A 26,429-nucleotide genomic window follows, 5' to 3' on the forward strand; every position below is an offset into this window, starting at 1 on the left:
CGGGTGTCGACCACCGGTACCATCCGGGTTGCGACCCCGTTCTCAAACGCGATGGGCTTTCTCTGCATGTTCCAGCCTCTGTTCTGACGAAGGAGATCCATCGTACAGAGGGCTGTCGACCTGTCATCTTACCTTGGTCCTATTGCGCCCATCGCGCATTGACGTCCTGTGTCCGACCGACGCGACCGCGCCGACCTCTCCCACCAGGCGAGAGCTGAGGAGATCGCTCGCGGCAACCCGTCAGCTACTTCACCAACACACACCCACCTTCCGCCAACGGCCGGAACGCCTGGTCCGCCGGGATCGTCGAGACCAGCTTGTAGTAGTCATACGGATATTTCGATTCCTCCGGCTTCTTCACCTCGAACAGGTACATCGGGTGCACGACGCGGCCGTCCTGACGGATCGCGGTGTCGCCGAACAGCTTGTCCTTTGCCTTGAACTTTTTCATCTCCGGCACGACATCCCCAGCGTTATCGCTGCCGGTAGCGGCGACCGCGTTGAGATAGGCGCGCGTCGAGGCATAGACGCCGGCCTGGTTGCCGCTCGGCATCTTGCCGTTCATGCCGGGGCGCGCGGCAAAGCGTTTTGCGAAAGCGCGGGTGTCGTCGTTCATGTCCCAGTAGAAGGCTTCCATAAGCTGGAGGCCCTGCGCGACCTTCAGGCCCATGCCGTGGACGTCGTTGATGAAGAGCAGGAAGGCGACGAGCTTCTGCCCGCTCTGCTGGATGCCGAACTCGGCCGCCTGCTTCACCGCGTTGATGGTATCGCCGCCGGCATTGGCCAGCCCTATCACCTGCGCCTTCGAGCCCTGCGCCTGCAACAGGAACGAGGCGAAGTCGGAGGTGCCGAGCGGATGCTTTGACGAGCCGATCACCTTGCCGCCATGCGCTTCGATGTATTTCTGCGCCTCCGCCTCGATGCCCTTGCCGAGCGCGAAGTCGACCGTGAGGAAGTACCACTCCTTGCCTCCGCGCGAGACCATCGCGGCCGCCGTGGTGTTGCCGGTCGCCCAGGTGTCGTTGACCCACTGGATGGTGTTGGGCGAGCAGGCCTTGCCGGTGAGATCGGCGCTTGCGGTGGACGATGCCAGAAACGTCATGCGACTGTCGCGCAGCAGCGTGTTGATGGAAAGGCCGACCGCCGAGTTCGGCACGTCGACGATCGCATCGACGCCCTCGACGTCAAGCCATTTGCGCGCGATCGCCGCGCCGACGTCGGCCTTGTTCTGGTGATCGGCGTAGACGATCTCGACCTTGATATTCTTGCCGCCGCCGTTGAAATCTTCGGCCGCCATGCGCGCGGCTTCCACCGAGCCCATGCCGTTGGTGTCCTGGAAGATACCGGAAATGTCGTTGAGCACGCCGATGCGCACGACATTGTCGGATATTTCGGCGCTGGCTGAGCCGGCAATCAGGCTTGCCGCGAGCGCCAGCGTCCACTTCAGGTGCTTCATCGTTCCCTCTCCTGTTGGCTTTTCGATCGCGCCACCGGTCGTTGCCGATGCCGATCAGAACTCAGACCTACCGCTTCAGACTTGCCGCTCCGGCAGGCGCAGCACGAGCCCATCGAGCTCGGGCGTGATCTTGATCTGGCAGGACAGCCGGCTGTTGGCCGTGCGTTCGGCGGCGGCGCCGTCGAGCAGCGCGTCCTCGTCGTCCGCCATCGCCGGCAGGCGCGCGAGCCAGCCGTCGTCGACATAGACATGGCAGGTCGCGCACATCGCGTTGCCGCCGCATTCGGCCAGAATTCCGTCGAGGCCATGGCGGGTCGCGGCCTGCATGGCGCTCTCGCCGTCGCTCGCCTCGATATGATCGGTGTTACCGCCGGAATGGATGAAGGTGATCGCGGGCATCAAAGATCCTCAGGCCGGAGTGATCGTGATCGGCAAGCTGTCGAGCCCGCGCAGCGTATTGTTGAAACGGCGCTTCGGCTCACCCGTGATCTCGATTCTCGCGATGCGCCGTGCCAGCGCCGACAGTATCACCTCGCCTTCGAGCCGCGCGACGAGCTGGCCGACGCACATGTGGATGCCCGAGCCGAACCCGACATGGCCGGAGGTACGACGCGTGATGTCGTAGGCATCAGGCTCGTCCCAGCGCCGCGGATCGCGATTGGCCGCGCCGAGGAACATCAGGACCTTTTCCCCCTCGCCGATGACAGCGCCACCGAGCTCGACCTCGCGCGTGGTGGTGCGGAAGAAGGTCTGCACCGGGCTTTCGAAGCGGACGGCCTCCTCGAAGGCATTGCGCGCCAGCGTCGGATCGTCGCGCAGGCGCTGCCATTGGTCGGGAAAGCGCGCGAGGCAGTAGACCGCCGCACCGATGCCGTTGACGGTGGTGTCGAGCCCCGCCGACAGCAGCGAGCGCACCAGAAGCGGCGCCTCCGTCGCGGTGATCTCGCCTTCGTCGACGCGAGCATGGATGCAGGCTCCGAAACCGCCGGGCGCGAGATTTTCGCGCTGGCATTGCGCGGCGATATAGGCCTGGTGCGGCGCTGAGCGCTCGATTGCGTCCTGGCGCAGCTGGTTCGGTGGGCCGAAGGCATTGAACACCAGGCTCGCATAGGGGATGAGATGCTCGCGGCCCTCAGGTTTCAAGCCCAGCGCATCCGGGAAGATGGAGAGCGGATAGGCTTCGGCGAGATCGGGGATGGCGTCAAAGCTGCGTTTCCCGAGCAGCACATCGACCCTCTCCTCTGCCGCCGCGGCAAAACGGTCGCGCACCTGCTTCATCACCGTCGGCGACAGCACGCGCGAGAGCACGGCGCGGGTGCGCGTATGCGCGGGCGGGTCGGCTTCCAGGATCAGGCTCTGCGGCCGCCACGGCTTCTCCTTCTTGAAGTCGCTGAGGCCCACGCCGCGGCTGGAGCAGAACGTCGCGGGATCGTTCAGCACCGCATGGACCTCGGCATAGCGCGCGACGCCATAGACATTCCATTTGTCGAGATAGACCACGGTACCGGCGTCCCGCAGCACGTCGTGCGTGGGGAAAGGATCGGTGAAGAACGCGACCGCAAAGGGATCGACATCGAGATGCGGGACGGCGGGCGGGCCGCCGGTCGAAGCGGAGCTGGCTGCACTCATTCACATCCTCCCAATTTTGCGCTTGTGGAGCGCGCGCGCATGTCCTTATTTCTGTTGCGCACGAAGCGAGCCCCGATGAGATGACCGCGCCCTCGACCAACAACCGCAAGACGCCCACCGAGGCGGGGCCAACGCTCGATCTCGAGCGTTACGTCCCGGCCTTCATCACCTTCATCGCCAACAAGCTCTCGAACAGCGCGACCGCGTTCTATCAACGCGAGTTCGGCGTCAACGTCACGGAGTGGCGCATCATGTCGCTGCTGGCGATCGAGCCGGGCATCCCGGCCTCGCGCATCTGCCACGTCATCGGTTTCGACAAGGGACCGGTGAGCCGGACATTGGCGAGCCTGGACAAGCGCGGGCTGGTGGCGATCCGCAGCGATCCGAATGACGGACGCACGCACTCGATCTCGCTGACCGCCAAGGGCCGCGCCACCCACGACAAGGTCATCGTCGCCGCCTTCGCGCGCGAGCGGCGACTGCTGTCGTGCCTGTCCAAGGACGAGCGGGAGGTGCTGATCGATCTGTTGCGCCGGCTGCACGAAAATCTCGGCGCAGTCACCGGCGGCGACACGTAAGGCCGCGCTTCGAGCGCGCGCCAGATCGCAGTCACCTGGCATGCGGCGGCGATTGCCGGCGGCACCATTCCTGCCGAACATGAATCCTCCCGTTCAGGCGCAGCGGTTTCCCCGCCATCATCCTCGCCTGCGCAGGACTCGCATAAATTAGTTGCTTAGGCAACAAAAAATTCAAACGATATTTCTGTCAGAAATGTTGGCCTAGTGGAAATGTCCATGGTCTCGTGTCCCGGACGCGGCGCGGCATTCCGGGCGACGCGAAGCATCGTCCCGTATGACGCGACGCAGAGCCGGGGACCTGGACTTGTGGGCCCCGGCTCTGCAGTGCAGCGCTGCGCGCCGCACTGCGTCTGGGGCATGAGACCGTTGGATTTCGCCGCGTTACGGCGCCTTGCAGACGAAGTTCGCGGCGTCCTCGATGTCGCCCTGCCCGGAGTAGGCCGCATACGAGGGATATGGGCAGAGCGGCCGGGTGCGGCTTGCGCTCCACGTCGCCGGAACTTCCTTGTTCGCCGGATTGATCGAGGCGACGATCCGCTCGGGCGCCTTGCCCTGCTCGACCCAGTCGGTCAGCGCGGTCAGCGCATCGAACTTGTCGAGCGTGACGCCGCCGCCGCAATGCGTGCCGCCGGGCATGGTGAAGAGACGCGCAAAGCCATTGGCGTTGCCCTGCACGTTCCTGTTCAGCCGATCGTACCAGCGGATGGTGTCGTTGACGGAGAACACCGGGTCGGCCTGGCCGTGATAGATCAGCATCTTACGGCCGGCCTTCTGCAAACCGGCAAGCTTGGGATCGTCGACGTCGGGCGGCGTCATGAAATCCATCGCCGACTCCGTGAACGTACCGTCCTTGGCAAAAATCTTCGGCGCGTCCTTGTCGAAGTCGTAAGCCTTCAGTGCGTCGATCAGCTTGTCGTTGCTGCCTTCCACCGCAACGGGCGGGGTCGAGAAGATGTAGTTCAGCGACGCCGCGCCCATCGTCGCGATGATCGGATAGTTGTTCCAGGGCGCGACCGGGCTCTCGACCTTCCAGGCACGCCAATTGCCGGTGCCGATGCCGCCATCGAGCGGCCAGTCCGAATAGAGCACTTCGCCTTTCGAGTTCTTCGGCCCGGCTAGGCTGGTCTTCAGCGCATCGACCTTGGCTTCCGACAGGCAGGCATTGGTCTGGCCCGGCGCGCAGACAAGACTCTTGAGATCAAATGCCCTGTGGCAGGCGGCGAGATTGGACGTGAGGCCGTCCTTGGCGCCGTCGAGCGCATCGCAGGCCTCGGTGATACGGGAGGCGACAAGTTGCGCGTCCTCTTTCGTGATCGACTTGCGGAGATCCGGATCGGCCTTCAGGAAGGCCTGCACGTCCCAGGCGTGCTGGACCGCGGCGCGCGGCAGATCGAAGCCCGGGTTGCCGACCAGGAAGCCGTCGTAATTCTCGGGCATGCGGGAGGCTGCGACCATCGCATGACGTCCGCCGTTCGAGCAGCCCGCCATGTAGGAACGATCCGGCTGGCGGCCGTAATGCAGCGCGATGATCTTCTTCGCGACAGGCGAGAGCGTCATGTCCGCGGCGTAGCCGTAGTCGCGTCGCGCCTGCGGATCGAGCCCGAACGCCACGCCTGCCGCGAGCCCGAGCGGCTTGTTGACGGGATCGGAGCCGGAATGCCCGCTGTCGGACGACAGCACCGCAAAACCACGCGCGAGCGGCACGGTGCCGCCCGAGGCCCAGCCGTCGGGCTTGTCGCCGAGCGCCGGCACCACGACACCATCACTGCCGCCGTTGACCTGATGCAGGAAGCGGCCGTTCCACTCGGCCGGCAGCCGCAGTTCGAACTGGATGGCATAGGACTTTCCGTCCGCACCGGTGCGCTGGTTGGCGAGGCCGGACACGATGCAATGCTTGGGCAGGCCGTTGCCGGCCTCCTGAAGTTTTGAGGCGACGATCTCGACGCCGGCGACGCCGAGCGAAGCCGTGGTGACCGGCGAGCAACCCTCGCCTTCGGCGCGGACAAGCGCGGTGGATCCAAGAAAGGCAGCCAGCGCGACTGCCGATATCAAGCCAGACCTCACGGCGACCTCCCTATTTGATTATATACTATAATTATTACACCAAGTCGATATATTGGCAAGCGGGACTTGTCTCGTGTCCCGGACGCGGCGCGGCATGAAATGACGTGCCGCTGAGCCGGGACCCATGGAGCCGCTCACAAAGAAATGGGCCCCGGCTCTGCAGTGCAGCGCTACGCGCCGCACTGCGTCCGGGGCACGAGATTGTCCCGTGCGGTTCAGTTCACCCGGTGCAGCCGATCCACTGCGCCGACGCATCATCGTTCAGCCGCGCCACTGCGTCGGCGCGGCGCGTCAGCACGGCGCTCTGGTTGATGTAGCCCTTGTCGGTGATCTCGCCGCCATCGACCGATGGCGGCTCCGCGAGCAGCAGCGCGCGCGTGGCATGGCCGGAGGAATTAGCGCTTTGCGCTTTCAGCTTTGCGAGCCCCTGCGCGATCGCGCTTTTCACCTTGTCGTGGCCGAGCACCTCGCTCACGGCGGCGGTATCCGGCAGTCCCGCATGCGCACGGCAGCCCGCGATGTTGGGGAATACCAGGAAGCGCACCTCGTCGCTACCGTGGCCGGTCACGACGATGTCCTGCGCCAGCGGCGCAAGGGCAGCGATGCCGGCGACCCGCAGCGTGCCGACGCTGACCCAGGTGCCGGAGTTGAGCTTGAAATCCTCCGCAACGCGGCCGTCGAAAAACAGGCCGCGCTCGGGATGCGCGCTGTCGGCGAATTTCACGGCGTCGCCGATGAGGTAAAAACCCTCCTCGTCGAAGGCCTGCCTGGTCAGCTCCGGCGCCCTCCAATAGCCGGGCGTCACGTTCGGGCCACGCACGCGCACCTCCAGCTTGTCGCCTGACGTGACGAGCTTGAGCTCGGTGCCGGGGATCGGCACGCCGATATTGCCGGAGCGCTCGGCGAGGAAGTGGCAATCGGTCGCGAGCGGCGAGGTTTCCGTCGAGCCCCAGGCCGACACCATCGGCAGCGCGCGACCGACGGTCCTGATCGAGAGCTCCTCGAGCGCATCCCAGAGATTCTGCGGCAACGCGGCGGCAGCGTAGAAGGCGAACTTGACCTTGCCGAAGAAGCGCCGGCGCAGCTCTTCGTCATCCCGCAGCGCCGAGATCAGCATATCGAAACCGCGCGGCACGTTGAAATAGACCGTCGGCGTCACGCTCTTGAGGTTCGCGAGCGAGGTCGCAAACAGACCCGGCGCCGGTTTGCCGCCGTCGATATAGAGCGAGCCGCCGTTACGCAGGACCATGTTGAAGTTGTGATTGGCACCGAAGGTGTGACTCCAGGGCAGCCAGTCGAGGATCACGAAATCATCTTGGCTGTCATCGAGGAAGGTCCAGGTCTGTGCTTTGGCCTGCTGGTTGGACGTCAGCATGCGCTGGGTGTTGATCACCGCCTTGGGCGTGCCGGTCGAACCCGAAGTGAACAGGAATTTTGCGATCGTGTCCGGCGTCACCGCAGCGAAGGCTTTGGCGACCTCGGCAGATTCCGGCGTCGCGGCGACCGCGCGGAAGGACAGCGCACCGCTGTCATCGGCGCCGCCGCTGACGATCTCCGCCCGATGCAGCGGCTTGATCGCCGCGAGCGCCGCGGCAAACGGCTTTGTGTCGCTGACATAGATCGCGCCGGGCTGGAGCAGGCTGATCATGCTCTTGAGCTTGTCGAAATCCCTGGACATCAGCGAGTAGGCCGGCGAGATCGCGGCGGAGGGCACGCCGACATGCTGGGCAGCCAGCGCGAGCAACGCGTGATCGACGCTGTTGTCGGAGAGGATGACGAAGGGACGCTCCAAGCTCAGGCCTTCCGCGAGAATCCATGAGGCCAGCGAGCGCACCTGTCGCAAGGCTTGCGCGTAGGTGACGGTGGTCCAGGGCGCGTCGGCTTTGCCGCGCTCCGCCAGGAAGATCTTGTCCGGCGCTTGCCGCGCCCATTGCTCCAGCCAGTCGCCTATGCAGCGCGCGGCCTCGCGCAAGGGCTCGGGCGAGCGCAACACGATGCTGCCGTCCGAGCGATGCTCGGCGGTCGTCCTGGGCGTTGCGAACAGGCTGGAAGCCTCCCCGCCTGCGGCCATCGTCATGGGTCGTCCTCCCGGGAGGCGGCCTCGTTGCGGGCCGCCTTGGCAATAATGTTGGGCAGAGCAATTGTTGTCGTCAACAACAATCTTTGCCGGAGCGTTGCGAGGCGCTACAGTTGCGCGACGCCGGAGAAAAGAACGTGACAGCCAGTGCAGGTCGAAATGAACTGCCAGCCCGCGCGCGGCGCAAGCGGGCCGGCAATGGCGCGGCGCGTCCTGATGACGCGGACGAGGTCGGTCTCGATGCGCTGGTCGGCCACGCCGGCTATGCAGTGCGGCGTTTCCAGATCTGGATCTTCCAGGACTTCGTCCGCACGCTGGCTGCCGTCGACATCCGGCCGACCCAATATTCGGTGATGACCGTGATCGGCGCCAATCCGGGCCTCTCCCAGATGGCGGTCGCAAAGCGCCTCGGCATCGAGCGGGCGCGGCTGGTGCATCTCCTCGACAGCCTCGAGCGGCGCAAGCTCGTCAAGCGGATCAAGTCGAAGACCGACCGCCGCTCGCACGCGCTGCATCTCACCGCACAGGGCGAGCTGTCGCTGACGAAGTTCAAGCAGCTCGCCGCCGAGCACGAGCGCCATGTCGAGGAGAAGATCGGCAAGGCGAACCGTGAGCGGCTGTTGCAGATCCTCGCTGGCTTCACCTGAGCCTGCCTTTCCTGCTCAAAAATTGAGCAGATGCACGCATCCGGGCGTTACCCCCGCACCGCCGGCGGTTGCCGATTGTTCTCGTAAGCTGATGATAGTTCGATACTATCCGGAGCAAGCGACCTGCCCGGATTCTGTACACAATGGCACATCGCTTGCTTCACGCCCGGTGAAGAATCGTTGCCGGAGTTTTTTGCGCCATGGGGGCCGACCAGCCTGAGACGATAGCCGCGATCGTGGCCGCGCATCGCGCGGGCACGCTGATGCCGGCGCAGACGATCGCGCGAACCTATCAGCGCATCCGTGACTACAACGATCCCGCGGTCTTCATCAGCCTGCGCGACGAGAAGGACGCCATCGCGGAGGCCGAGAAGCTTGCGGCGCGGAAGGATGCGGCAAGCCTGCCGCTCTACGGCGTGCCCGTCGCGGTGAAAGACAACATCGATGCGCTGGGCTTTCCGACCACGGCGGCCTGCCCGGCCTTCTCCTACACGCCGACGCATGACTCCACCGCCGTCGAGCGCCTGCGCGCGGCCGGCGCCATCATCATCGGCAAGACCAATCTCGACCAGTTCGCAACCGGTCTCGTCGGCGTGCGTTCGCCTTACGGCATTCCCAAAAATCCGATCCGCGAGGATCTCATTCCCGGCGGATCGAGCTCGGGCTCGGCGACTGCCGTCGGCGCGGGTCTCGTGCCGCTGTCGCTCGGCACCGACACCGCGGGCAGCGGCCGCGTGCCGGCGATGCTCAACAACATCGTGGGCTTGAAGCCGAGCCTCGGCATGATCTCGACGGCAGGGCTCGTGCCCGCATGCCGCACGCTCGATTGCATCTCGGTATTTGCCCTGACGGTCGACGATGCCGCGCTCGCGCTGTCCGCGATGGCGGGGCCGGACCAGGCCGATCCATTCTCGCGCGACCGGCCGCTTGGCGCGATCACGCCGTTCCCGGCCAACCTTCGCCTGGGCGTGCCGCGCAACGGGCAGCTGATCTTCTTCGGCGACAAGAAATCCGAGGCCGCCTACGGCGAGGCACTGAAGCGCTGGACGGCGCTCGGCGCGACGCTGGTCGAGTTCGACCTCGAGCCGTTCTACGAGACCGCGCGGCTGCTCTATGAGGGACCGTGGGTCGCCGAGCGCTATCTCGTGATCCGCAATCTCCTGGCCTCCGCGCCGGATGCAATCCATCCGGTGACGCGCGAGATCACCGCCGCCGGCGCGCGGCTTACCGCGGCCGAAACCTTCTCCGCACTCTACCGCCTGCAAGGCCTGCGCAAGATCGCCGAGCGCGCCTTCGCACATATCGACGCGCTGGTGCTGCCGACGGCGCCGACGGTCTACTCGACCGCGCAGGTGCGCGCCAATCCGATCGAGCTCAACAGCCGGCTCGGCACCTACACCAACTTCGTGAACCTGCTCGATCTCTGCGGCCTGGCGCTGCCGGCTTCGATGCGTGCCGACGGCGTGCCCTTCGGCATAACGCTGCTCGCGCCCGCCGGCCGCGATGGATACCTTGCGAGCATCGGCCGCGTCTTCCACGCTGACACCAAGCTCAGCATTGGTGCGAAGGGCGTTGCCCAGCCGCCGCTTGCGCCCCTGCCTGCAAGCAGCGCCGACGAGATTCCGATTGCCGTGGTCGGCGCGCATCTGTCCGGCATGGCACTGAACGGCGAGTTGAAGGCGCTGAACGCACGCCTGATCGAAGCCACGAAGACGGCGCCGGATTACAAACTCTATGCGCTCAACACGACGCCTCCGAAACCCGGCATGCTGCGCGTCGAGGCGGGCACGGGCGCGTCAATCGAGCTGGAGATCTGGTCCTTGTCGGCGTCCGCCTTCGGCAAGTTCGTCAACGCAATTCCTGCGCCGATGGCGATCGGCACGATCCGGCTTGCCGACGGCAGAAGTGTGAAGGGCTTTCTCGTCGAGCCGGAAGTGCTGGGCAAAGCCCGCGACATCACAAGCTATGGCGGCTGGCGCGCGTATATGGCGGAAGCTGCGACGGCATAGCTCGCAAACACTGAGAGCTCCCGTCAATGCTGTCGTCCCGGTCTTTCGCCGGGACGACGGCGAGTGTGTGGCAACTGTAGTACCCTACACTGACACTGCGTAGATCTCGTACTCCCCACGCACCAGTTCGATGTGCGCGCGCATGGCGGCGGCGGCGCCCTGCCTGTCGCCGCGCATGATGGCGACGACGACGCGGTCGTGCTCGGCCTGCGACTTGGCGAGCCGGCCGAGATTGCGGAACTGGGCGCGTCGGAACGGCTGCACGCGCACGCGGGTGGCGAGCGTGATCTCGGCGATGTAGCCGTTCTGCGAGCCGGCATAGATCGCGTTATGGAAGCGCTCGTTGACCTCGTGGAATCGCTCCGGATTGCCGGTGTAGCTCAGCACCCGCAGCTCCTCGTGAATGGCTTCCAGACCATGGCGCTCGGCCGCCGACATCCGCTCGGCGGCAAGGCCGGCGCACAGGGCTTCCAGCTCCGCCATCGCCTCGAACATGCTCGTCAGCCGCTCGATCGAAGGCTGCGCGACCACCGCGCCGCGATGCGCACGCGCCTCGACGAGGCCGCTCGCCACGAGCTGCCGCAGCGCCTCGCGCACCGGCGTACGCGAGACGTTGAAGCGCCGCGCGATGTCGGTCTCATCCAGAGGTGAACCAGGGGCTAAGGTTCCGCGCACGATCTCGTCCGCAAGCTGAAGCCGCAGCTCCTCGGCGCGCGTGACCTTCTGCACCGAGGGCAGCGGCCGGTCGACGCGCGGCACCACCGTCTCAGTCGGCAGGGCTCCGGGCGGAAGGTCGTCAAGCGTCATGCGATCAGGTCTCTTTCGGCTCGTCGATGATGCTGACATGGGCGGCGACGACGCGCCAGCCCTCGGGGAAGCGAACCCAGGTCTGCATCTGCCGGCCGACCTTACCCTGCATGGTGTCGCGATAGAACAGCGTGGAGGCGACCGCGGTGTCGCGGCCATAGCTGGTGATCACGGTTTTCGCGGTGCGGCGGATCAGCCCGACCGGCGAGCGCGCGGCGCGAAAGCCGGAGATCGCCTCATAGCCATAGAGGTTCTCGCCGATGCCGTAGCGCAGCGTCCGGGGATCGTTGCGGAAGAGCTCGCCGAGCACGGCGACGTCGTTGCTGACCAGCGCCGTCTCGTAACGCTCGAACGCGGCTTTGACTTCCGCGAGCACGTCGGGGAGATCGATCTCCATCTCAAAACCCTCTCGGCGACGGCGCAGATACCACGCCCATCCGTTCCAATGCGTGCGCAACGCGCAGCGCGATATCCTCGCGCCAGGGCGCGGCGATGATCTGCACGCCGATCGGCATCGGCTCGAGCGGCACGGGCACGGCAACCACGGGCAGACCGATGAAGGAGATCGGCTGGGTGTGGATGCCGATATTGGCGCGCACCGGCAACTCGACGCCGTCGAGCTTGAACGTCACCTGCCCGAGCTTTGGCGCCGTGCAGGGCGTCGCTGGCGCGAGCAGCACGTCGACCGACTTGAAGATCTCGACAAGTTGCGCGCGATACCAGCGGCGGAACTTCTGCGCGCGGTCGACCAGCGCCGCGGGCACCATGGCGCCTGCGATCAACCGGTCGCGCACGGCGGGATCAAAGTCGTTCGGACGCTTGCGCAGGCGATCGAGATGCAGCGAAGCGCCCTCGGTGGTGGTGATGACATAGGCGGCCGCGCGGGCGCGCGCGGCTTCGGGAATGTCGACCACTTGCGTTGCGCCGAGGGCCCTGGCAACGCGGCCAACGGCTTCGACAGCCTCGGGGAAGACGTTCTTCTGGAAATAGCCGCCGGCAATCGCGACGCGCAGGCCGGAGATTGATTCAGCGAGCAGCGGCGTCACCGGCTCGACACCACGCGTGGTGCAGGCGGCATCGTCCGCATCCGGTCCCTGCATCACATCATAGGCAAGCGCGAGGTCGGCGACGGAGCGTGCGAACGGGCCGAGATGATCGAGGCTCGCGACGAACGGGAAGGAGCGCGCGCGCGATAGCCGGCCATAGGTCGGTTTCAGGCCAAAGATACCGCAGAACGAGGACGGCACGCGGATCGAGCCGTTGGTATCCGAGCCCAGCGCAATCGGCACCAGCGCGCCGCCGACGGCGCTCCCGGAACCGCCCGACGAGCCGCCGCTCATCCGCGTCGTGTCATGCGGATTGCGCGAGGGGCCGTCATGGACGTTCTCGCCGGTGAAGTCGTAGGCGTATTCGCCCATGTTGAGCGCGCCGACCAGCACGGCGCCGGCGGCTTCCATCCGCTCGATCAGCGTCGAATCGCGCGTGGCAGGTGCGCGGTCGCGGTTGATCTTCGAGCCGGCGCGCGTCGGCAGGCCCGCGACGTCGAACAGGTTCTTCACCGCGAACGGGACACCCGCGAGCGGGCCGACCTTTTTGCCGGCTGCGATATCTGCATCGATCGCGCGCGCTTTCGCGCGAGCGCGCTCGGCAGTGACGTCGGTGAAGGAATTGAGAATCGTGTCGTGCTGCTTGATGCGGGTGAGTGCTGCGTCGATCGCATCGAGCGCGGACAACTTGCCGCCCACCACCGCCTTGGCGATCTCCGCAGCCGTCACTTCAGGAGCTGTCGTCATGGCAGCATCAGGCCGTGAACACGGGCGCCGGCTCGGATTCGTCCGGCAGCGCGAATTTGTCGACGAGGCGGGCGAGCCGCAGCGACACGTCGAGGTTGGCGCGAATGGCCGGCCTCCAGGCTTCCTCGATCGGCAGCGCCAGCGCTTTCGCAAGGGCGTCGATATAATCGTCCAGCGGTTCAGCCATCATGCTCTCAAGACTGCTTCAGTGCACCGGCAACGGCGGATGCGGGATCGCCGTCAACAGCTCCTTGGTGTAGTCGTTCTGCGGATCGCTGAGGACCTTTTCGGACGTCCCCTCTTCCACGATTCGACCCGTCCGCATAACAATGACACGATCGCACAGCAAGCGCACTACATTCAAATCATGCGAGACGAACAGGTAGCTCATCCCTAGCGATGTCTTGAGGTCCTGGAGAAGATTCAGCACGACAGCCTGGACCGAGACGTCGAGCGCCGCGGTCGGCTCGTCCAGGATGACGAGCTTTGGATGCAGCGCAATCGCCCGGGCGATGCCGACGCGGGCCTTCTGTCCCCCCGACAATTGATGCGGGAAGCGATCGAGCAGATTGTGCGGCAGGCCGACCATGGTCGCGAGTTCCTCGCAGCGGGCGCGGAGCGCATCGCGTCCCCTGATGTCACCCAGCTGCATGATCGGATCGACGACGGCGCGGGCCGCGGTGAAGCGCGGGTTGAGGCTGTCGGTCGGGTCCTGGAACACCATCTGGATGCGGCTGCGCAGCGGCAGGCGCGCAAAGGCGCTCGGCATGATGCTGCCGATCTCCTCTCCGTCGAACTGGATGCGGCCCGAGGTCTGGTCCAATAGCCGCATCACCATCATCGACGTGGTCGATTTGCCGCAGCCGGATTCGCCGACGAGGCCAACGCTCTCGCCATGGCCGATGGAGAAGCTGATGCCATCGACCGCGCGGAACACCTCCGGCTCCACCGGCGGCTTGCGGCCGAACAACTTGCCGAGCACGGCGGTCGCGCCCTGGCGCGGGTATTCCTTGACGAGCTTGTCGATGAGGAGGAGGGGTTTTGAATTCTCGTCACCCCCGGGCTTGACCCGGGGGTCCATCGACTGAGACGAGTCTTGCGAAGGGTGACGGATGGCCGGGTCAAGCCCGGCCATGACGGTTGCGGATTGGGAGGCGCCCTCTTCCTCCGGCAGCAGATCCCGCAAGCTCACGCCGAGCCGCGGCGTCGCACGCATCAGCTTTTTTGTGTAGGGGTGCTGCGGGTTGGCAAAGATGTCGGCGGCTTTCGCGGTCTCGACCACCCTGCCCTTCTCCATCACCACGACGCGGTCGCAATAGGCGGCTGCCAATCCCAGATCATGCGTGATCAGGATGGTCGACATCGCACGCCGCCTGGTCAGCTCGACGATCAGATCCATCACGGCCTTCTGAGTGGTGACGTCGAGGCCGGTGGTCGGCTCGTCCGCGATCAGGAGCTGCGGATTGCAGGCGAGCGCGAGCGCGATGACGACGCGCTGGCACATGCCGCCCGACAGCTCGAACGGATAGGCATGGTAGCGCTCGCGCGGGCGCGCGATCTTGACCTGCTCCAACGCCTCGATCGCCTTCTCGCCGTGATCGGCGACCTGCGCCTGCTGCACATGGGTGCGCAGCACGTCCTCGATCTGATCACCGACTTTGCGGATCGGATTCAGTGCCGCGCGCGGGTTCTGAAAGATCATCGAGACTTCGCGGCCGCGCAGGTCGCGCATCTGGTCCTCGCTCGCGGCCTTCACGTCGATGCCGGAGAACATCACCGAGCCCTCGGCGATACGGCCGGCACGGTCGAGGATGCGCATCACCGCATAAGACGTCACCGACTTGCCCGAGCCGGACTCGCCGACGATCGCCAGCGTCTCGCCCTTGGCGACGGAGATGTTGACGTGCTGCACCGCCTTCACGATGCCGCGGCGAGTGGTGAATTCGACCGTGAGGTCCTGGACGTCGAGCAGCGGCTGGGCGGTCATGACGGCCTCCCGCCACTTAAAAGGTCGAAAACAACCCCATGCACAGTAGAAAGGGGTTTGGAATCATTGGGGAATTTAGGCCGAAAATTTCCGCGTGAGGGAGGCACGAACCTCTCGCTCCCTCCCCCCTTGCGGGGGAAGGTTGGGGAGAGATGTGGCCCCGGGAGAGGTCGGAATTCGTGGCTACCCCTCTCCCTGCCCCTCCCCCGCAAGGGGGGAGGGAACGAGCGGGTGTTGCCCTCCTCACATGCGAGACGCACGTTGCTCGCCCTGCACTCGACATCAACCATCGCTTACGTCCTCCGCTGCGGGTCGACGATGTCGCGCAGGCCGTCGCCGAGGAGGTTGAAGCAGAACACGGCGAGCATCAGCGCAAGGCCAGGGAACAGTGCGATCCACCACTCCCCCGACACCATGAAGCCGGCGCCCTCGGCGACCATGATGCCCCACTCCGCCGTCGGCGGGCGGACACCGAGGCCGATGAAGGACAGGCCGGCGGCGTTGAGGATGGCGTAGCCCATGGTCAGCGACATCTGCACGATCATGATCGGCATGATGTTTGGCAGGATGTGCACCAGCAGGATGCGAAACTCGCCGTTGCCCGACAGCCGCGCCGCCTGCACGAAGCCGGCGTTGCGGCGGACGTTGGCTTCGGCACGCGCGACGCGGGCATAGAGCGGGAAGTTCACGATGGCGGTGGCCAGAATGATGTTCTGCACGGTGTTGCCGAGTGCGGCGACGATGCCCATCGCCAGTACGAACAGCGGGAAGGCCATGATGGTGTCGGCGATGCGGCCGACGATGCGATCGGTCCAGCCGCCGAAGTATCCGGCCGCGATGCCGGCGAGGCCGCCCATCAGAAACACCAGCACGACGGATGCGATCGCGATGAACGTATCGAGCCGGGTTGCCACGATGACGCGGCTGAAGATATCGCGGCCGAGCTGATCGGTACCGAACCAGTGCGCCATCGACGGCGGCTTCAGCGCTGCGGCGGTGTCGGAGGCGAGCGGATCATACGGCACCACATAGGGACCGAGGATCGCGGCAATCAGGATCAGGATCAGGAGCGCGAAGGCAAAGCCCGTGACCTTGTTCTCGCCGAGCACGTAGCGGGTTTGCTCGAGGATCGCGACGAGTCCCGACGTGCGGGCGGGACCGACGGGTTCAACAGCAGGCGCAACGGAGCTCATGGTCTCACCCCTAACCTTCAAGCCTGACGCGCGGATCGATCACGCCGTAGAGAATGTCGATGACGAGATTGAGCAGCACGTACATCACCGCCATGGTCAGCACGAAACCCTGCACCGGCGCGAAGTCCGACGAGATCAGCGCTTCCACCGCATAGGAGCCGATGCCGGGCCAGGCGAAGACCTTCTCCACCAGCACGTTGGCGCCCAGCAGGAAGGAGAACACCATGCTGAGCGTGGTGATGACCGGCAGCATGGCGTTGCGGAAGGCATAGGTGACGATGACGGTCGCCGGCGACAATCCGCTGGCGCGCGCGGTGCGGACGAATTCGGAGGCGAGCACCGCGAGCATCGAGGCGCGCGTCATGCGCGCAATCGGCGCCAGCGAGAAGATCGCAAGCGTCGTCGCAGGCAGGATGAGCTGACTCAATGCCGAGCGGAACGCCTCGAAGTCGCGCGCGATCAGCGTGTCGATCAAATAGAAGCCGGTGATCGTGGGCGGCGCGCTGTAGAACACATCCAGGCGGCCAAGCGGCGCCGGCGACCAGCCGAGCTGGAAATAGAAGACGTAGACCAGCACGAGGCCCGTGAAGAACACCGGCAGCGACACGCCGGCTGTCGTCGTGACGCGACAGAGATGATCGATCCAGGAGCCCGGCCGTGTTGCCGCGAGCACGCCGAGCGGAATGGCGATGGCAATGGAGACGATGAGGCCGAGTAGCGTCAGTTCGGCCGATGCCGGCAGGCGATTGCGGATCTCGGTCGCAACCGGCTGGCCGGTCGTCAGCGAGGTGCCGAAATCGCCATGGGCGAGATCGTTGGCGTAACGGAAGAACTGCTCGATCAGCGGCTTGTCGAAGCCGAGCTTCTTGCGAATCTGCTCGACTGCTTCCTTGGTTGCGGCGGGACCGGCGAAATAGGCCGCGGGATCACCGGGCAGCGCGCGCGTCAGCAGAAAGGTGACGATGACGACGCCGATCAGCGAGGGAATCGCGAACATCAGGCGCTTGCCGATCATGGTCAGCATGGGGCGCTCCAGAATGACAAGGCACTGCCGCTCGTTAGCGAGAGCGTCGCCACTCGCTCCGCTGCGTTCCCTCCCCCCTTGTGGGGGAGGGTTGGGGAGAGGGGTGGCCGCAAGCGAGGTCGGAGTTCGTGGCTACCCCTCTCCCTGCCCCTCCCCCGCAAGGGGGGAGGGAATGAGAGGACGGTGCCCACCTCACTCCAATTGAAACGACCAACAGATGCCGATGCGTCGCTGACGATCAGCATGACGCCTCACCCCTTGGCCATCGCGCGATAATCCAGGCGGCGGTGGAACCAGTATTGATAGCCGCTGATGTTCTTCTGCATCGCGACGTTGACGAAGGGCTGATACAGCGGGATGCGCGGGACCTCGGCGAAGGCGAGGTCGACGAAGCCCTTCACGTCGGCATCGTAGGCTGACTTGTCGCCGGTTGCGGCTGCGGTGCGCGCGCCGTCGATGAGCTTGTCCATCTCCGCCGACTTGTAGCTCATGGTGTTGAAGACGGAATTGTTGCCGTGATAGCACCAGTAGAAGAAGTACTCGGGGTAATCGAGCCAGCCCGAGAACACGTTGGTGAAGAGCGGCATCTCCTTCTTGTTGAGCTCGGTGCGCCAGTTGGCGCCGGGCACCTTGTTGATGGTGGCCTTGATGCCGAGCTGCGCGAGGCTCTCCTGCACCAGCACGCAGAGCGGCTCGTTGACGCCAGCAAAATTCAGGTCGAACGAGATCGTCGTCTCAAAACCGCTGGCGTAGCCGGCTTCTGCGAGCAGCGCCTTCGCCTTCTCCATGTCCGTGAAATATTGAGTCGCCTGCGGCCAGGCCACTTCGGTTGCCTTGTCCTTTGCCGCACCGAACATCGGATTGCCGAGACCGAACAGCACGGCGTCCATGATCTTCTGGTAGGGCATCGCATAGGCCATGGCCTGCCGGACCTTGGGATTGTCGAACGGCGGCTTGGTCACGTTCATGCCGATGTACTGGATGCCGTTGGAGAACGGCAGCGACACCACGTTGAGCTTGCCGTTCGCCTTCATCTCCTGAAAATCCTTGAACGGCAGCTCGTACGAGATGTCGGCGTCGCCACGCTCGAGCAGCGCTCGGCGGTTGCCGGCCTGCGGCACCATGCGCCAGATCACGCGCTTGATCTTCGGCAATGGACCGCCGACCCAATCCTCGTTGCGCTCCATCACCACTTCGGTGCCGGCAGTCCACTTCGTCACCTTGTAGGCGCCGGAGCCCGCGGTCTGCTGTTTCGTGTACTCGAGGCCCCAGGGATCCTTCTCGCTCGCGTTCTTCTTCACGAGCTCCGAATTGACGACGCAGGGCACGATGACCGCGAGATCGGGAATCGTCAGGCGATCCTTCTTGAGGAAATCCACGCGCACGGTGTAATCGTCGACCACGACGAACTGCTCGGGCTTGGTCAGCGAGCCCGCGCTCATCTGGAAGGTCGGGAAGCCGCCGACGCTGACGGCGCGGTCGAGCGACCACTTCACGTCCTTCGCGGTGACCGGTGTGCCGTCGTGGAATTTGGCGTTCTTCTTCAGCTTGAAGGTGACCGACATGTCGTCGATCTTCATGTCGTCGGCGAGCTCGCCCTTGAACTTGTCGCGATCGTAATAGGGCACCCCGCCGGGGCCGCTCTTCATCTCATGGCTGATCAGGCGGTCGTAGCAATTCCAGGACACTTCATAGCCGGGCACGTTGGTGCCGACGCCGTGGATGTCGAGATTGTTGGGGCCGCCTTCGGAGACGATCAGCAGCGTCTCCGAGCGCGCGTCGGCCTTGGCCGAGGAGATCACACCCGGCGCTGCCGGGAGCACCGCGCCGGCTGCCAATCCAGAGACGGACTTCAGGAAATCGCGGCGCTTCATGGCAATGCTCCAACGCAAATTTTTGGTTGGAACAGGATTCGCAAGGTTCGTGCCAAAGCTTAACGAGATGCTAAGGCGCGGCTAACCAACTGACGCAGCGATTAAAATGCCAAAACGTCGCAGCACGTGAGGCGGGTTTCTCGGCAGACCGATTGCATACAAAGAGCCTTCTTTGCTCACCGAATAGGCTGATATTGTGAGCGCATTCAGATTGAGCAGCGGCGCTACCGCTCCGGGCTGGCACGCTCGAACTGGCGGAGCAGCTTGTTGCCGCGCTCGGCTGCCGAATCCATTGCCGCCTGGGCGCCCTTCTTGCCGGCGAAGGCCTGCTCCAGCTCGTCCTCGATGACACCGCGGATCAGCACAAAGGAGCCGAGCCGGATGCCCTTCGAGTTCTCGGTCGGCTGATGCAGCGTGATCTCCTCGAAGGAAATCGCGCTGCCCGGGTTGCGCTCGTAAAAGCCCTGGGCGCGCGTCAGCTCATACGCGGCGCGGGTGATCGGCAGATAGCCTGTGTTCTGGTGCCAGGCTGCCTGCACGCCCGGCTGCGAGAGATAAGCGAAGAACCGCGCCACGCCCTTGTACTCGTTGCGCGGACGGTCGCGCAGCACCCACAACGTGGCGCCGCCGATGATCGAGTTCTGCGGCGCGCCCTTCACGTCCGGCCAATACGGCATCAAGCCGTAGCCGACCTCGAATTTCGAATTGGCCTTGATGTCGGCGCGCGTGCCTGACGAGCCGATGAAGATGCCGCATTCGCCGCTCTGGAAGCGTGGCTCGGCCGACTGGCCGCGGCCGCTATAGTCGAACACCTTGTCCTTCTGCCACTCGGCAAGCTGCGCGACGTGATGGACGATGACCGGATTGTTGATGCGCAATTCTGCGTCGAGCCCCGCAAAACCGTTCGCTTTGGTCGCCAGCGGCAGATCATGAAACGCCGAGAAATTCTCGACATGAATCCACGACGGCCAGGAGGTGGTGAAGCCGCACGCCGCGCCGCGCTCGCGCAGACGCTTGGCGGCAGCCCCGAGCTCCGGCCAGGTCTTCGGCGGCGTCTCCGGATCAAGGCCGGCATCACGGAACATGGCCTTGTTGTAGTAGAGGATCGGCGTCGAGGCGTTGAACGGGAACGACAGCAGATTGCCGGCCGCATCCGTGTAATAGCCGGACACGGCCGGCAGATACGCGCCGGGCGAGAACGGCTCGTTCTGATCCTTCATCAGGCTGAACACGGGATAGATCGCGCCCTTGGCCGCGGTCATGGTGGCCGTTGCCACCTCGTTGACCTGGACGATCGCCGGCTGGCCGCGCGAGCGGAAGGCGAAGATCGCCGCCGTCACCGTCTCGGTGTAGTTGCCCTTGTAGCTCGGCACGATCCGGTAGTCGGATTGCGAGGCGTTGAAGTCGGAGGCGAGCTTCTCCAACTGACGGCCAAGCTCGCCGGACATCGCGTGCCACAGCGCAATGTCGGTGGCGGCTCGCGCCGGAGAACTCAGCGCTAGCGCCGCGGCGACGGCAAGGGCTTGCAAGAGGCGCGAGGCGGATATCACGATTCGCTTATCCCGTCGGCTGCGAACAAAAGGGCGATTTTCGCTTGCACGTGCTTAAGGCCCGGCCTCCCTAGTTTCAACCGGGAATAAGTCTACGACGCACCGCACAATCGACCGCCGCGACGACCCGGGATAGCCTTCCCTCAACCATCTGCTAGATTGCATTGAACCTTTTCTTCCCGCCATAGACTCCATCACTGAGGGGTTGAGTGTGCCAGTGTTGAGCCGTGCCGAACTCTCGCGGACCGGGGTGGTTTTCGTCGTGCTCTTGTTCGCGATGTGCGCGACGGGGGCGTTTGCGCGCGAATTTCGCGCCGCCGACACCCAGACCGAGGATTATCCGACCGTCCAGGCGTTGCGTTACATGGGCGCCCTGATCGCGGAGCGCACCGGCGGCCGACATGAGGTCAAGGTGTTTCACTCCCGCCAGCTCGGCGAGGAGAAGGAGACGATCGAGCAGACCCGGGCTGGCGCGATCGACCTCAACCGGACCAACGTGGCGCTGATCGGCAACTTCGTCCCGGCGATGAATGTGCTCGCAATGCCGTTCCTGTTCCGCTCCATCGAACACATGCAGAAAGTGCTGGACGGACCGATCGGCAGTGAAATCCTCGGCAGCTTCGAGCCTTTCGGCTTCGTCGGCCTCGCCTTTTACGATTCCGGCGCGCGGTCGATCTACAACGGCGTCCGGCCGGTGAAGAGCGTGGCCGATCTCAGGGGATTGCGGATCCGCGTGCAGCAATCGGAGTTGATGTCTGCGATGATCCGCTCGCTGGGCGCCGAGCCGGTCGCACTACCCTATGGGCAGGTGCTCACGGGGCTTGCGACCCATCTGATCGACGGCGCAGAAAACAACTGGCCCTCCTTCGTGACCACGGACCACTACAAATATGCCGGCTACTACACGCTGACCGAGCACACGATGAGCCCGGAGGTGCTGGTGATCTCGCTGAAGGCGTGGCGGAGCCTGTCGGCGGAGGACCAGCAGATCTTCCGCGAGGCCGCGCTGCGCTCCAGCCGCTTCATGCGCGAGAAGTGGCGCGATCTGGAGGAGCAGTCGCAGCGCAAGGCAGAGGCGGCCGGCGTCACCATCGTCAGGGATATCGACCGCAAGCCGTTCGAGGAGGCGATGGCGGGCATCTACGCCAAGGCCGCAGAGGATCCCGCCGCGGCCGCGCTGATCGAACGCATTCGCAAGGTGGAGTGAGGCCTCTTGGCAGCGCTTGGACACAGCGACAAGGAAAGGCCGCCCGGCCCGGTCGGACGCTTGCGCGCCCGCCTCGTCGGCCTGCTGCGCGCCGTCCCGATCCGCTGGCGCATCCTGTCGATCGCGGCGCTGAACTCCGCCGTGGTCGTGGTGCTGGTGGCGATGATCTGGAACGGGGCGCAGGTGCTGGGCTCCGCCTGGGACGACGTCCGCCAGGTGCGCGAGTCCGACAAGATCCTGGCGCTGCTCGAAAGCGAGACCGGGCGCCTGCAAAACCTCATCCACCGCTACATCAACCAGCCGAGCCCGGACCTGTTCGCCGAGATCCTGCTGCTGCGCGAGGCCGTGCTGGGCACATTGACCAACCGCGCCGCCAAGGACCCGATGCTGTCGGGCTCGGTCGAGGAGCTCGAGCGCACCACCGAGCGTTTCCTCAACGGTTTTGGCGAATTGCGCAGCGTCCAGGCGACCATCGCCAAGACCTATGAGGACCAGGTGCTGGGACCCGCCAAGGACATGGCCGGGCTCTATTCCATCATCGAAGGCGCCACCGGCCATCGCGACGCGCTGATCTGGCCCTCGCTCGGCAAGTCACGTGAAGCCTTCACCGCGATGCTGGTCGCGGCAAACTCCTATTATCTTTCGCTCTCCGTCGCCGCCGCCGAGGACGCCCGGCGCAACACCGAGACGATCGAGAAGACCATCCCGGTGATGCAGGATCTCGCCGACAATGATCTCCAGCGCATGGCGCTGGAGCGGCTCGCCACCCGCACCGCCGCGCTGCGCGAGGGCTTTGCAAACCTTTCCGAGCAGCTCACGAGCCGCACCGAGCTGTTGCGCAACACCATCGACGCGAGCCAGGCCGAGGCGATCGGCGCCATCGACGACCTCTCGACCAAGATGCGCCAGCGCGAGCAGCGGGCGCAGGAGACCTTCGACCGCACGCTGTCGGACATTTCCCGCCGCGTCCTCTCGATCGCGGTGATCTTCCTCGGCATCATCCTGACCGTCGGCGTGCTGATCGCGCTGTCGATCCGGCTGCCCTTGCAGCAGATCATGACCGCGATGCGCGCGATCACGATCGGAGATCTCGACCGCGAGGTGCAGGGCATCAGGGCGCGCGACGAGGTCGGCGCCATGGCCCGCGCCGTGGAAGTGTTCCGCGAGAATGCGATCGCCAAGCGCCAGACCGAGGACGAGTTGCGCGCCGCGAAGGAGAAGGCCGAGAGCGCGCTCTTGGAGCTGAACGCCGCGCAGCAGAACCTGATCGACGCCGAGCGGCTTGCCGCGCTCGGCGGCCTCGTTGCCGGTGTCGCCCACGAGGTCAACAACCCCATCGGCATCAGCCTCACGGTTGCGTCCAGCTTTGCCCGGCGCAGCGAGATTTTCGAGGCGCAGCTCAAGGGCGACGGCGGCCTTCGCCGCTCGCAGCTCGAGGAGTTCGTGCAGTCCTCGCGCGACGCCTCGCAGCAGCTCGTCGCCAACCTGACGCGCGCCGGAGAATTGATCCAGTCGTTCAAGCAGGTCGCGGTCGACCGCTCCCATGCCGAGCGGCGGCAGTTCAGCTTAAGCGAGGCCACCGACCAGATCATCGCGAGCCTGCGCCCGGTGCTAAAGCGCTCGGCGATCACGCTCAACGTCGACGTGCCCGAGGGGCTGCTGCTCGACGGCTATCCCGGCTCCTATGGCCAGATCCTGACCAACCTGTTCCTCAACGCCGCCAACCACGCCTTCGCCGACGGCCGCGCCGGCACCATCTCGATCTCGGCACGGCCGCGCGGGTCTGACGACATCGAGATCAGCTTTGCCGACGACGGCGCCGGCATGACGCCGGACGTGCAGCGGCAGGCCTTTGACCCTTTCTTTACCACCCGGCGCAATGAAGGCGGCACGGGTCTCGGCCTGCATATCGTCTATAACCTGGTCACCCAGCAGCTCGGCGGGCGGATGATGCTGGAATCCAAGCTGGGACAAGGCACCACTTTTCGCATTATCATGCCCCGGGTCGCCAAGGGCGGCGCGCAAAGCACAGAGACTGACGGGACTTCTCAATGGCCGAACAGGACGATGTCCTCCACCTGATCGACGACACCGCCACCGCGGCGGAGGATACGACTGCGCGGAAATGGAAGATCGCCGTCATCGACGACGATCCCGCTGTGCATGACGGCACCCGCTTCGCGCTGTCCGACTACAGCCTGAACGGCCAGGGCCTCGAAATCCTCTCCGCCTATTCGGCGGCCGAGGGCCGCAAGCTGATGCGCGAGCACAACGACATCGCCGCCGTGCTGCTCGACGTCATCATGGAGACGGATGTCGCCGGGCTCGAGCTGGTCGAATTCATCCGCAACGAGGTCAGGAACGAGACCGTTCGCATCATCCTGCGCACGGGACAGCCGGGCCAGGCGCCGGAGCGGCGCGTCATCGTCCAGTACGACATCAACGACTACAAGGCGAAGACCGAGCTCACCGCCGACAAGCTGTTCACCTCGCTGACCGCGGCGCTGCGCTCCTATCAGCAGCTCGAGCGCATGGTGCAGACGAGGCGCGGGCTTGAGATCATCATCGACGCCGCCTCCACCCTCTACGACTTCAAGTCGATGCAGCGGCTCGCCGAGGGCGTGCTGACCCAGCTCGCCTCGCTGCTCAACGTCGACTGCGCCGGTATACTGGTGCTGCGCGACAATGGCGGATCGGCGGGCGCGGAGCTGTCGGTGCTGGCGGGAAGCGGCTGCTACAGCCGCTTCATCGGTACCACCACCTCGAAAGCGCTCGACCCCGATCTGCGCACACTCGTGGAAGCGGCCTTCCAGCGCCGCAAGAACGAATTCGCCGACCATCGCAGCGTGATCTATCTGCGCACCGGCAGCGGCCGCGAGGTCGTGGTGCTCTTGCAGGCCGAGCGCGACCTGTCGGAGACCGACCGCTCGCTGGTCGAGATCTTCTCCAGCCGGCTCTCGATCGCCTTCGACAACGTCATCCTCTATCAGCAGCTCCAGGACGCCAATACCCAGCTCGAGGACCGCGTCGCCCAGCGCACCCGGGCGCTGATGCAGGCCAATCGAAGGCTGTCCGCGCAGTGGCTCCGGCTCCAGCGCGCCAACGGCTTCAAGAACGAGATTCTGGGCACCGTCGCCCACGACCTGAAGAACCCGCTCGGCGTCATTCTCGGCCGCACCGAGATGCTGAAGGAGCTGATCACGACGGGCGCATCGACCGGCGGCGTCATCGCCCAGGTCGATCACATCCGCGACGCCACCAAGCGCCTGACCACGATGGTCGATCACCTGATCTCGGACGCGATGGCAGACGCTTTCGATATCACCATCCGCCGCGAACCGGTCGACGTCGCATCCCTGGTGCAGGAGGTCGCCGAGGCCAACCAGCCGCTCGCCGTCAACAAGCAGCAGACGATCAACGTCACCGCGCCGGCCAACATCGTCACCATGTGCGACACCGACCGCATCCGCGAGGCGATCGACAATTTGATGAGCAATGCCATCAAATACAGTCCGATCGGCGGCAAGATCGGCGTCACGGTGACGCATGAAGGCAACGACACCGTCATTCGCGTCAACGACGAGGGCGCGGGCCTGTCGCCGGAGGATCTCGGCCGCCTTTTCGGCCGGTTCCAGCGGCTTTCCGCCAAGCCGACCGCCGGCGAGAGCTCGACGGGCCTTGGGCTTTCCATCGTCAAGCGTATTATCGACATGCATGGCGGCGAGGTGACCGCCCAGAGCGACGGCCCCGGCAAGGGCTCGACCTTCACCATCACCCTACCCGCGACCGAATTGCCATGACCCAAAGCCAGCACATCATGATCGTCGACGACGAGGCGCCGGCCCGCGAAATGGTCGGCGATTACCTCAAGATGCACGGCTTCACCGTGACGCTGTGCGACGGCGGCAAGTCCTTACGCACCGCGATCCAGGGCAGCATGCCCGATCTCGTCGTGCTCGACCTCAACATGCCCGAGGAAGACGGCCTGTCGATCATCCGCGACCTCAAGAGCCGCATCAACGTGCCGGTGATCATGCTCACGGCCACCGCGAGCCCGATCGACCGCGTCGTGGGGCTCGAGCTCGGCGCCGATGATTATGTGGCAAAGCCGTGTGAGCTGCGCGAGTTGATGGCGCGCATCCGCTCGGTGCTGCGGCGAAGCGCGCCGGTGAAAGCCGTTGCGGCGGAAGCGGCGGCGGCGAAGTCGGACAAGGATCAGCTCGTGCGCTTCGGCACGAAATGGCTCGACCTCGAAGCGCAGGCGCTGCGCGACGACGAAGGCAATGAGCATCCGCTGACCGCATCCGAGTTCGGACTGCTCAAAGTGTTCGCGGCCAATCCAAAGCGCGTGCTGTCGCGCGAGCGTCTGCTCGAACTCGCCAATGCGCGCGATGCAGAAGCCTTCGACCGCGCCGTCGATCTGCGCATCATGCGCATCCGTCGCAAGATCGAGCCCGACCCGACCAAGCCCGCCGTGATCCGCACCATCAGAGGCGGCGGCTATCTGTTCTCGCCCGGCGGCGAGAAGGCGTAG

21 protein-coding genes are annotated in these 26,429 nt (G+C 65.1%); 7 read left to right on the forward strand and 14 right to left on the reverse strand.

Translation table 11 applies throughout. The annotated features are described in order from the left end of the window. Positions 1-244: 244 nt before the first annotated feature. From QQL28_RS12190 to QQL28_RS12200, 3 genes are all read right to left on the reverse strand, one after another. Entirely contained in the window at positions 245-1,456 is a 1,212-nt protein-coding gene (locus QQL28_RS12190; RefSeq protein ID WP_284265237.1) for an ABC transporter substrate-binding protein, read from the reverse strand. A gap of 75 nt (positions 1,457-1,531) precedes the next feature. After that, the gene (locus QQL28_RS12195; protein ID WP_284265243.1) at positions 1,532-1,855 is read right to left on the reverse strand and encodes a 2Fe-2S iron-sulfur cluster-binding protein; all 324 of its coding nucleotides are present in this window, start codon (positions 1,853-1,855) and stop codon (positions 1,532-1,534) included. A 9-nt stretch (positions 1,856-1,864) separates the two neighbouring features. After that, positions 1,865-3,085 carry a cytochrome P450 gene (locus QQL28_RS12200; RefSeq protein ID WP_284265252.1) on the reverse strand — a complete coding sequence of 407 codons (1,221 nt, stop codon included), beginning with the start codon at positions 3,083-3,085 and terminating at the stop codon, positions 1,865-1,867. An 80-nt stretch (positions 3,086-3,165) separates the two neighbouring features. Here QQL28_RS12200 and QQL28_RS12205 point away from each other — a divergent pair, with 80 nt between their 5' ends. Beyond that, complete coding sequence (locus tag QQL28_RS12205; RefSeq protein WP_284265255.1) at positions 3,166-3,663, forward strand: MarR family winged helix-turn-helix transcriptional regulator; 498 nt, start codon at positions 3,166-3,168, stop codon at positions 3,661-3,663. 381 nt (positions 3,664-4,044) lie between these two features. On the opposite strand, the gene QQL28_RS12210 is transcribed toward QQL28_RS12205, so the two are convergent. Next, entirely contained in the window at positions 4,045-5,727 is a 1,683-nt protein-coding gene (locus QQL28_RS12210) for a tannase/feruloyl esterase family alpha/beta hydrolase (RefSeq protein ID WP_284265257.1), read from the reverse strand. 220 nt (positions 5,728-5,947) lie between these two features. After that, positions 5,948-7,804 (reverse strand): feruloyl-CoA synthase, encoded by a 1,857-nt coding sequence (locus QQL28_RS12215; RefSeq protein WP_284265259.1) that lies wholly within the window; start codon positions 7,802-7,804, stop codon positions 5,948-5,950. Between the two features lie 137 nt (positions 7,805-7,941). On the opposite strand from QQL28_RS12215, the gene QQL28_RS12220 reads away from it, so the two are divergent. After that, positions 7,942-8,451 (forward strand): MarR family winged helix-turn-helix transcriptional regulator, encoded by a 510-nt coding sequence (locus tag QQL28_RS12220; RefSeq protein ID WP_284265261.1) that lies wholly within the window; start codon positions 7,942-7,944, stop codon positions 8,449-8,451. A 200-nt stretch (positions 8,452-8,651) separates the two neighbouring features. Continuing rightward, a complete protein-coding gene (gene atzF / locus QQL28_RS12225) occupies positions 8,652-10,460 on the forward strand; it encodes an allophanate hydrolase (RefSeq protein ID WP_284265264.1) in 1,809 nt (602 codons plus the stop codon). A gap of 84 nt (positions 10,461-10,544) precedes the next feature. Here the strand turns inward: atzF and QQL28_RS12230 are convergent, their stop codons facing one another. The 9 genes from QQL28_RS12230 to ugpB form a co-directional block, all read right to left on the reverse strand. Further along, the gene (locus QQL28_RS12230) at positions 10,545-11,267 is read right to left on the reverse strand and encodes a GntR family transcriptional regulator (RefSeq protein WP_284265266.1); all 723 of its coding nucleotides are present in this window, start codon (positions 11,265-11,267) and stop codon (positions 10,545-10,547) included. A gap of 4 nt (positions 11,268-11,271) precedes the next feature. Beyond that, positions 11,272-11,664: an oxalurate catabolism protein HpxZ gene (gene hpxZ, locus QQL28_RS12235; RefSeq protein ID WP_284265269.1), complete on the reverse strand. Its 393-nt coding sequence runs from the start codon at positions 11,662-11,664 to the stop codon at positions 11,272-11,274. 1 nt (position 11,665) lies between these two features. Continuing rightward, positions 11,666-13,060, reverse strand: a complete 1,395-nt coding sequence (locus QQL28_RS12240; RefSeq protein WP_284265273.1) for an AtzE family amidohydrolase — start codon at positions 13,058-13,060, stop codon at positions 11,666-11,668. Between the two features lie 7 nt (positions 13,061-13,067). Further along, the gene (locus QQL28_RS12245; RefSeq protein ID WP_284265274.1) at positions 13,068-13,247 is read right to left on the reverse strand and encodes a DUF4089 domain-containing protein; all 180 of its coding nucleotides are present in this window, start codon (positions 13,245-13,247) and stop codon (positions 13,068-13,070) included. 18 nt (positions 13,248-13,265) lie between these two features. Next, positions 13,266-15,047, reverse strand: coding sequence for a dipeptide ABC transporter ATP-binding protein (locus QQL28_RS12250; protein ID WP_284265275.1), 1,782 nt, complete (start codon positions 15,045-15,047; stop codon positions 13,266-13,268). Positions 15,048-15,340: 293 nt separating this feature from the next. Next, entirely contained in the window at positions 15,341-16,240 is a 900-nt protein-coding gene (locus QQL28_RS12255; protein ID WP_284265277.1) for an ABC transporter permease, read from the reverse strand. Positions 16,241-16,250: 10 nt separating this feature from the next. Further along, entirely contained in the window at positions 16,251-17,264 is a 1,014-nt protein-coding gene (locus QQL28_RS12260) for an ABC transporter permease (protein WP_284265279.1), read from the reverse strand. A gap of 251 nt (positions 17,265-17,515) precedes the next feature. Next, positions 17,516-19,138: an ABC transporter substrate-binding protein gene (locus QQL28_RS12265; protein WP_284265281.1), complete on the reverse strand. Its 1,623-nt coding sequence runs from the start codon at positions 19,136-19,138 to the stop codon at positions 17,516-17,518. Between the two features lie 224 nt (positions 19,139-19,362). Then, the gene (gene ugpB / locus QQL28_RS12270) at positions 19,363-20,688 is read right to left on the reverse strand and encodes a sn-glycerol-3-phosphate ABC transporter substrate-binding protein UgpB (protein WP_284265282.1); all 1,326 of its coding nucleotides are present in this window, start codon (positions 20,686-20,688) and stop codon (positions 19,363-19,365) included. Between the two features lie 211 nt (positions 20,689-20,899). Between ugpB and QQL28_RS12275 the strand changes: the two genes are divergently transcribed. The 4 genes from QQL28_RS12275 to QQL28_RS12290 are packed head-to-tail and all read left to right on the forward strand — an operon-like array spanning position 20,900 to position 26,429. Then, positions 20,900-21,895 carry a TRAP transporter substrate-binding protein gene (locus tag QQL28_RS12275; protein ID WP_284265284.1) on the forward strand — a complete coding sequence of 332 codons (996 nt, stop codon included), beginning with the start codon at positions 20,900-20,902 and terminating at the stop codon, positions 21,893-21,895. Positions 21,896-21,901: 6 nt separating this feature from the next. Further along, entirely contained in the window at positions 21,902-23,977 is a 2,076-nt protein-coding gene (locus QQL28_RS12280) for a sensor histidine kinase (protein WP_284265287.1), read from the forward strand. Next, complete coding sequence (locus QQL28_RS12285) at positions 23,947-25,695, forward strand: ATP-binding response regulator (protein WP_284265289.1); 1,749 nt, start codon at positions 23,947-23,949, stop codon at positions 25,693-25,695. The genes QQL28_RS12280 and QQL28_RS12285 overlap by 31 nt, the downstream gene beginning before the upstream one ends. Beyond that, on the forward strand, positions 25,692-26,429 hold the full coding sequence (locus QQL28_RS12290; RefSeq protein ID WP_284265291.1) for a response regulator: 738 nt from the start codon (positions 25,692-25,694) through the stop codon (positions 26,427-26,429). The genes QQL28_RS12285 and QQL28_RS12290 overlap by 4 nt, the downstream gene beginning before the upstream one ends.

This window comes from Bradyrhizobium iriomotense, from assembly GCF_030160715.1.
Classification (GTDB): domain Bacteria; phylum Pseudomonadota; class Alphaproteobacteria; order Rhizobiales; family Xanthobacteraceae; genus Bradyrhizobium; species Bradyrhizobium iriomotense.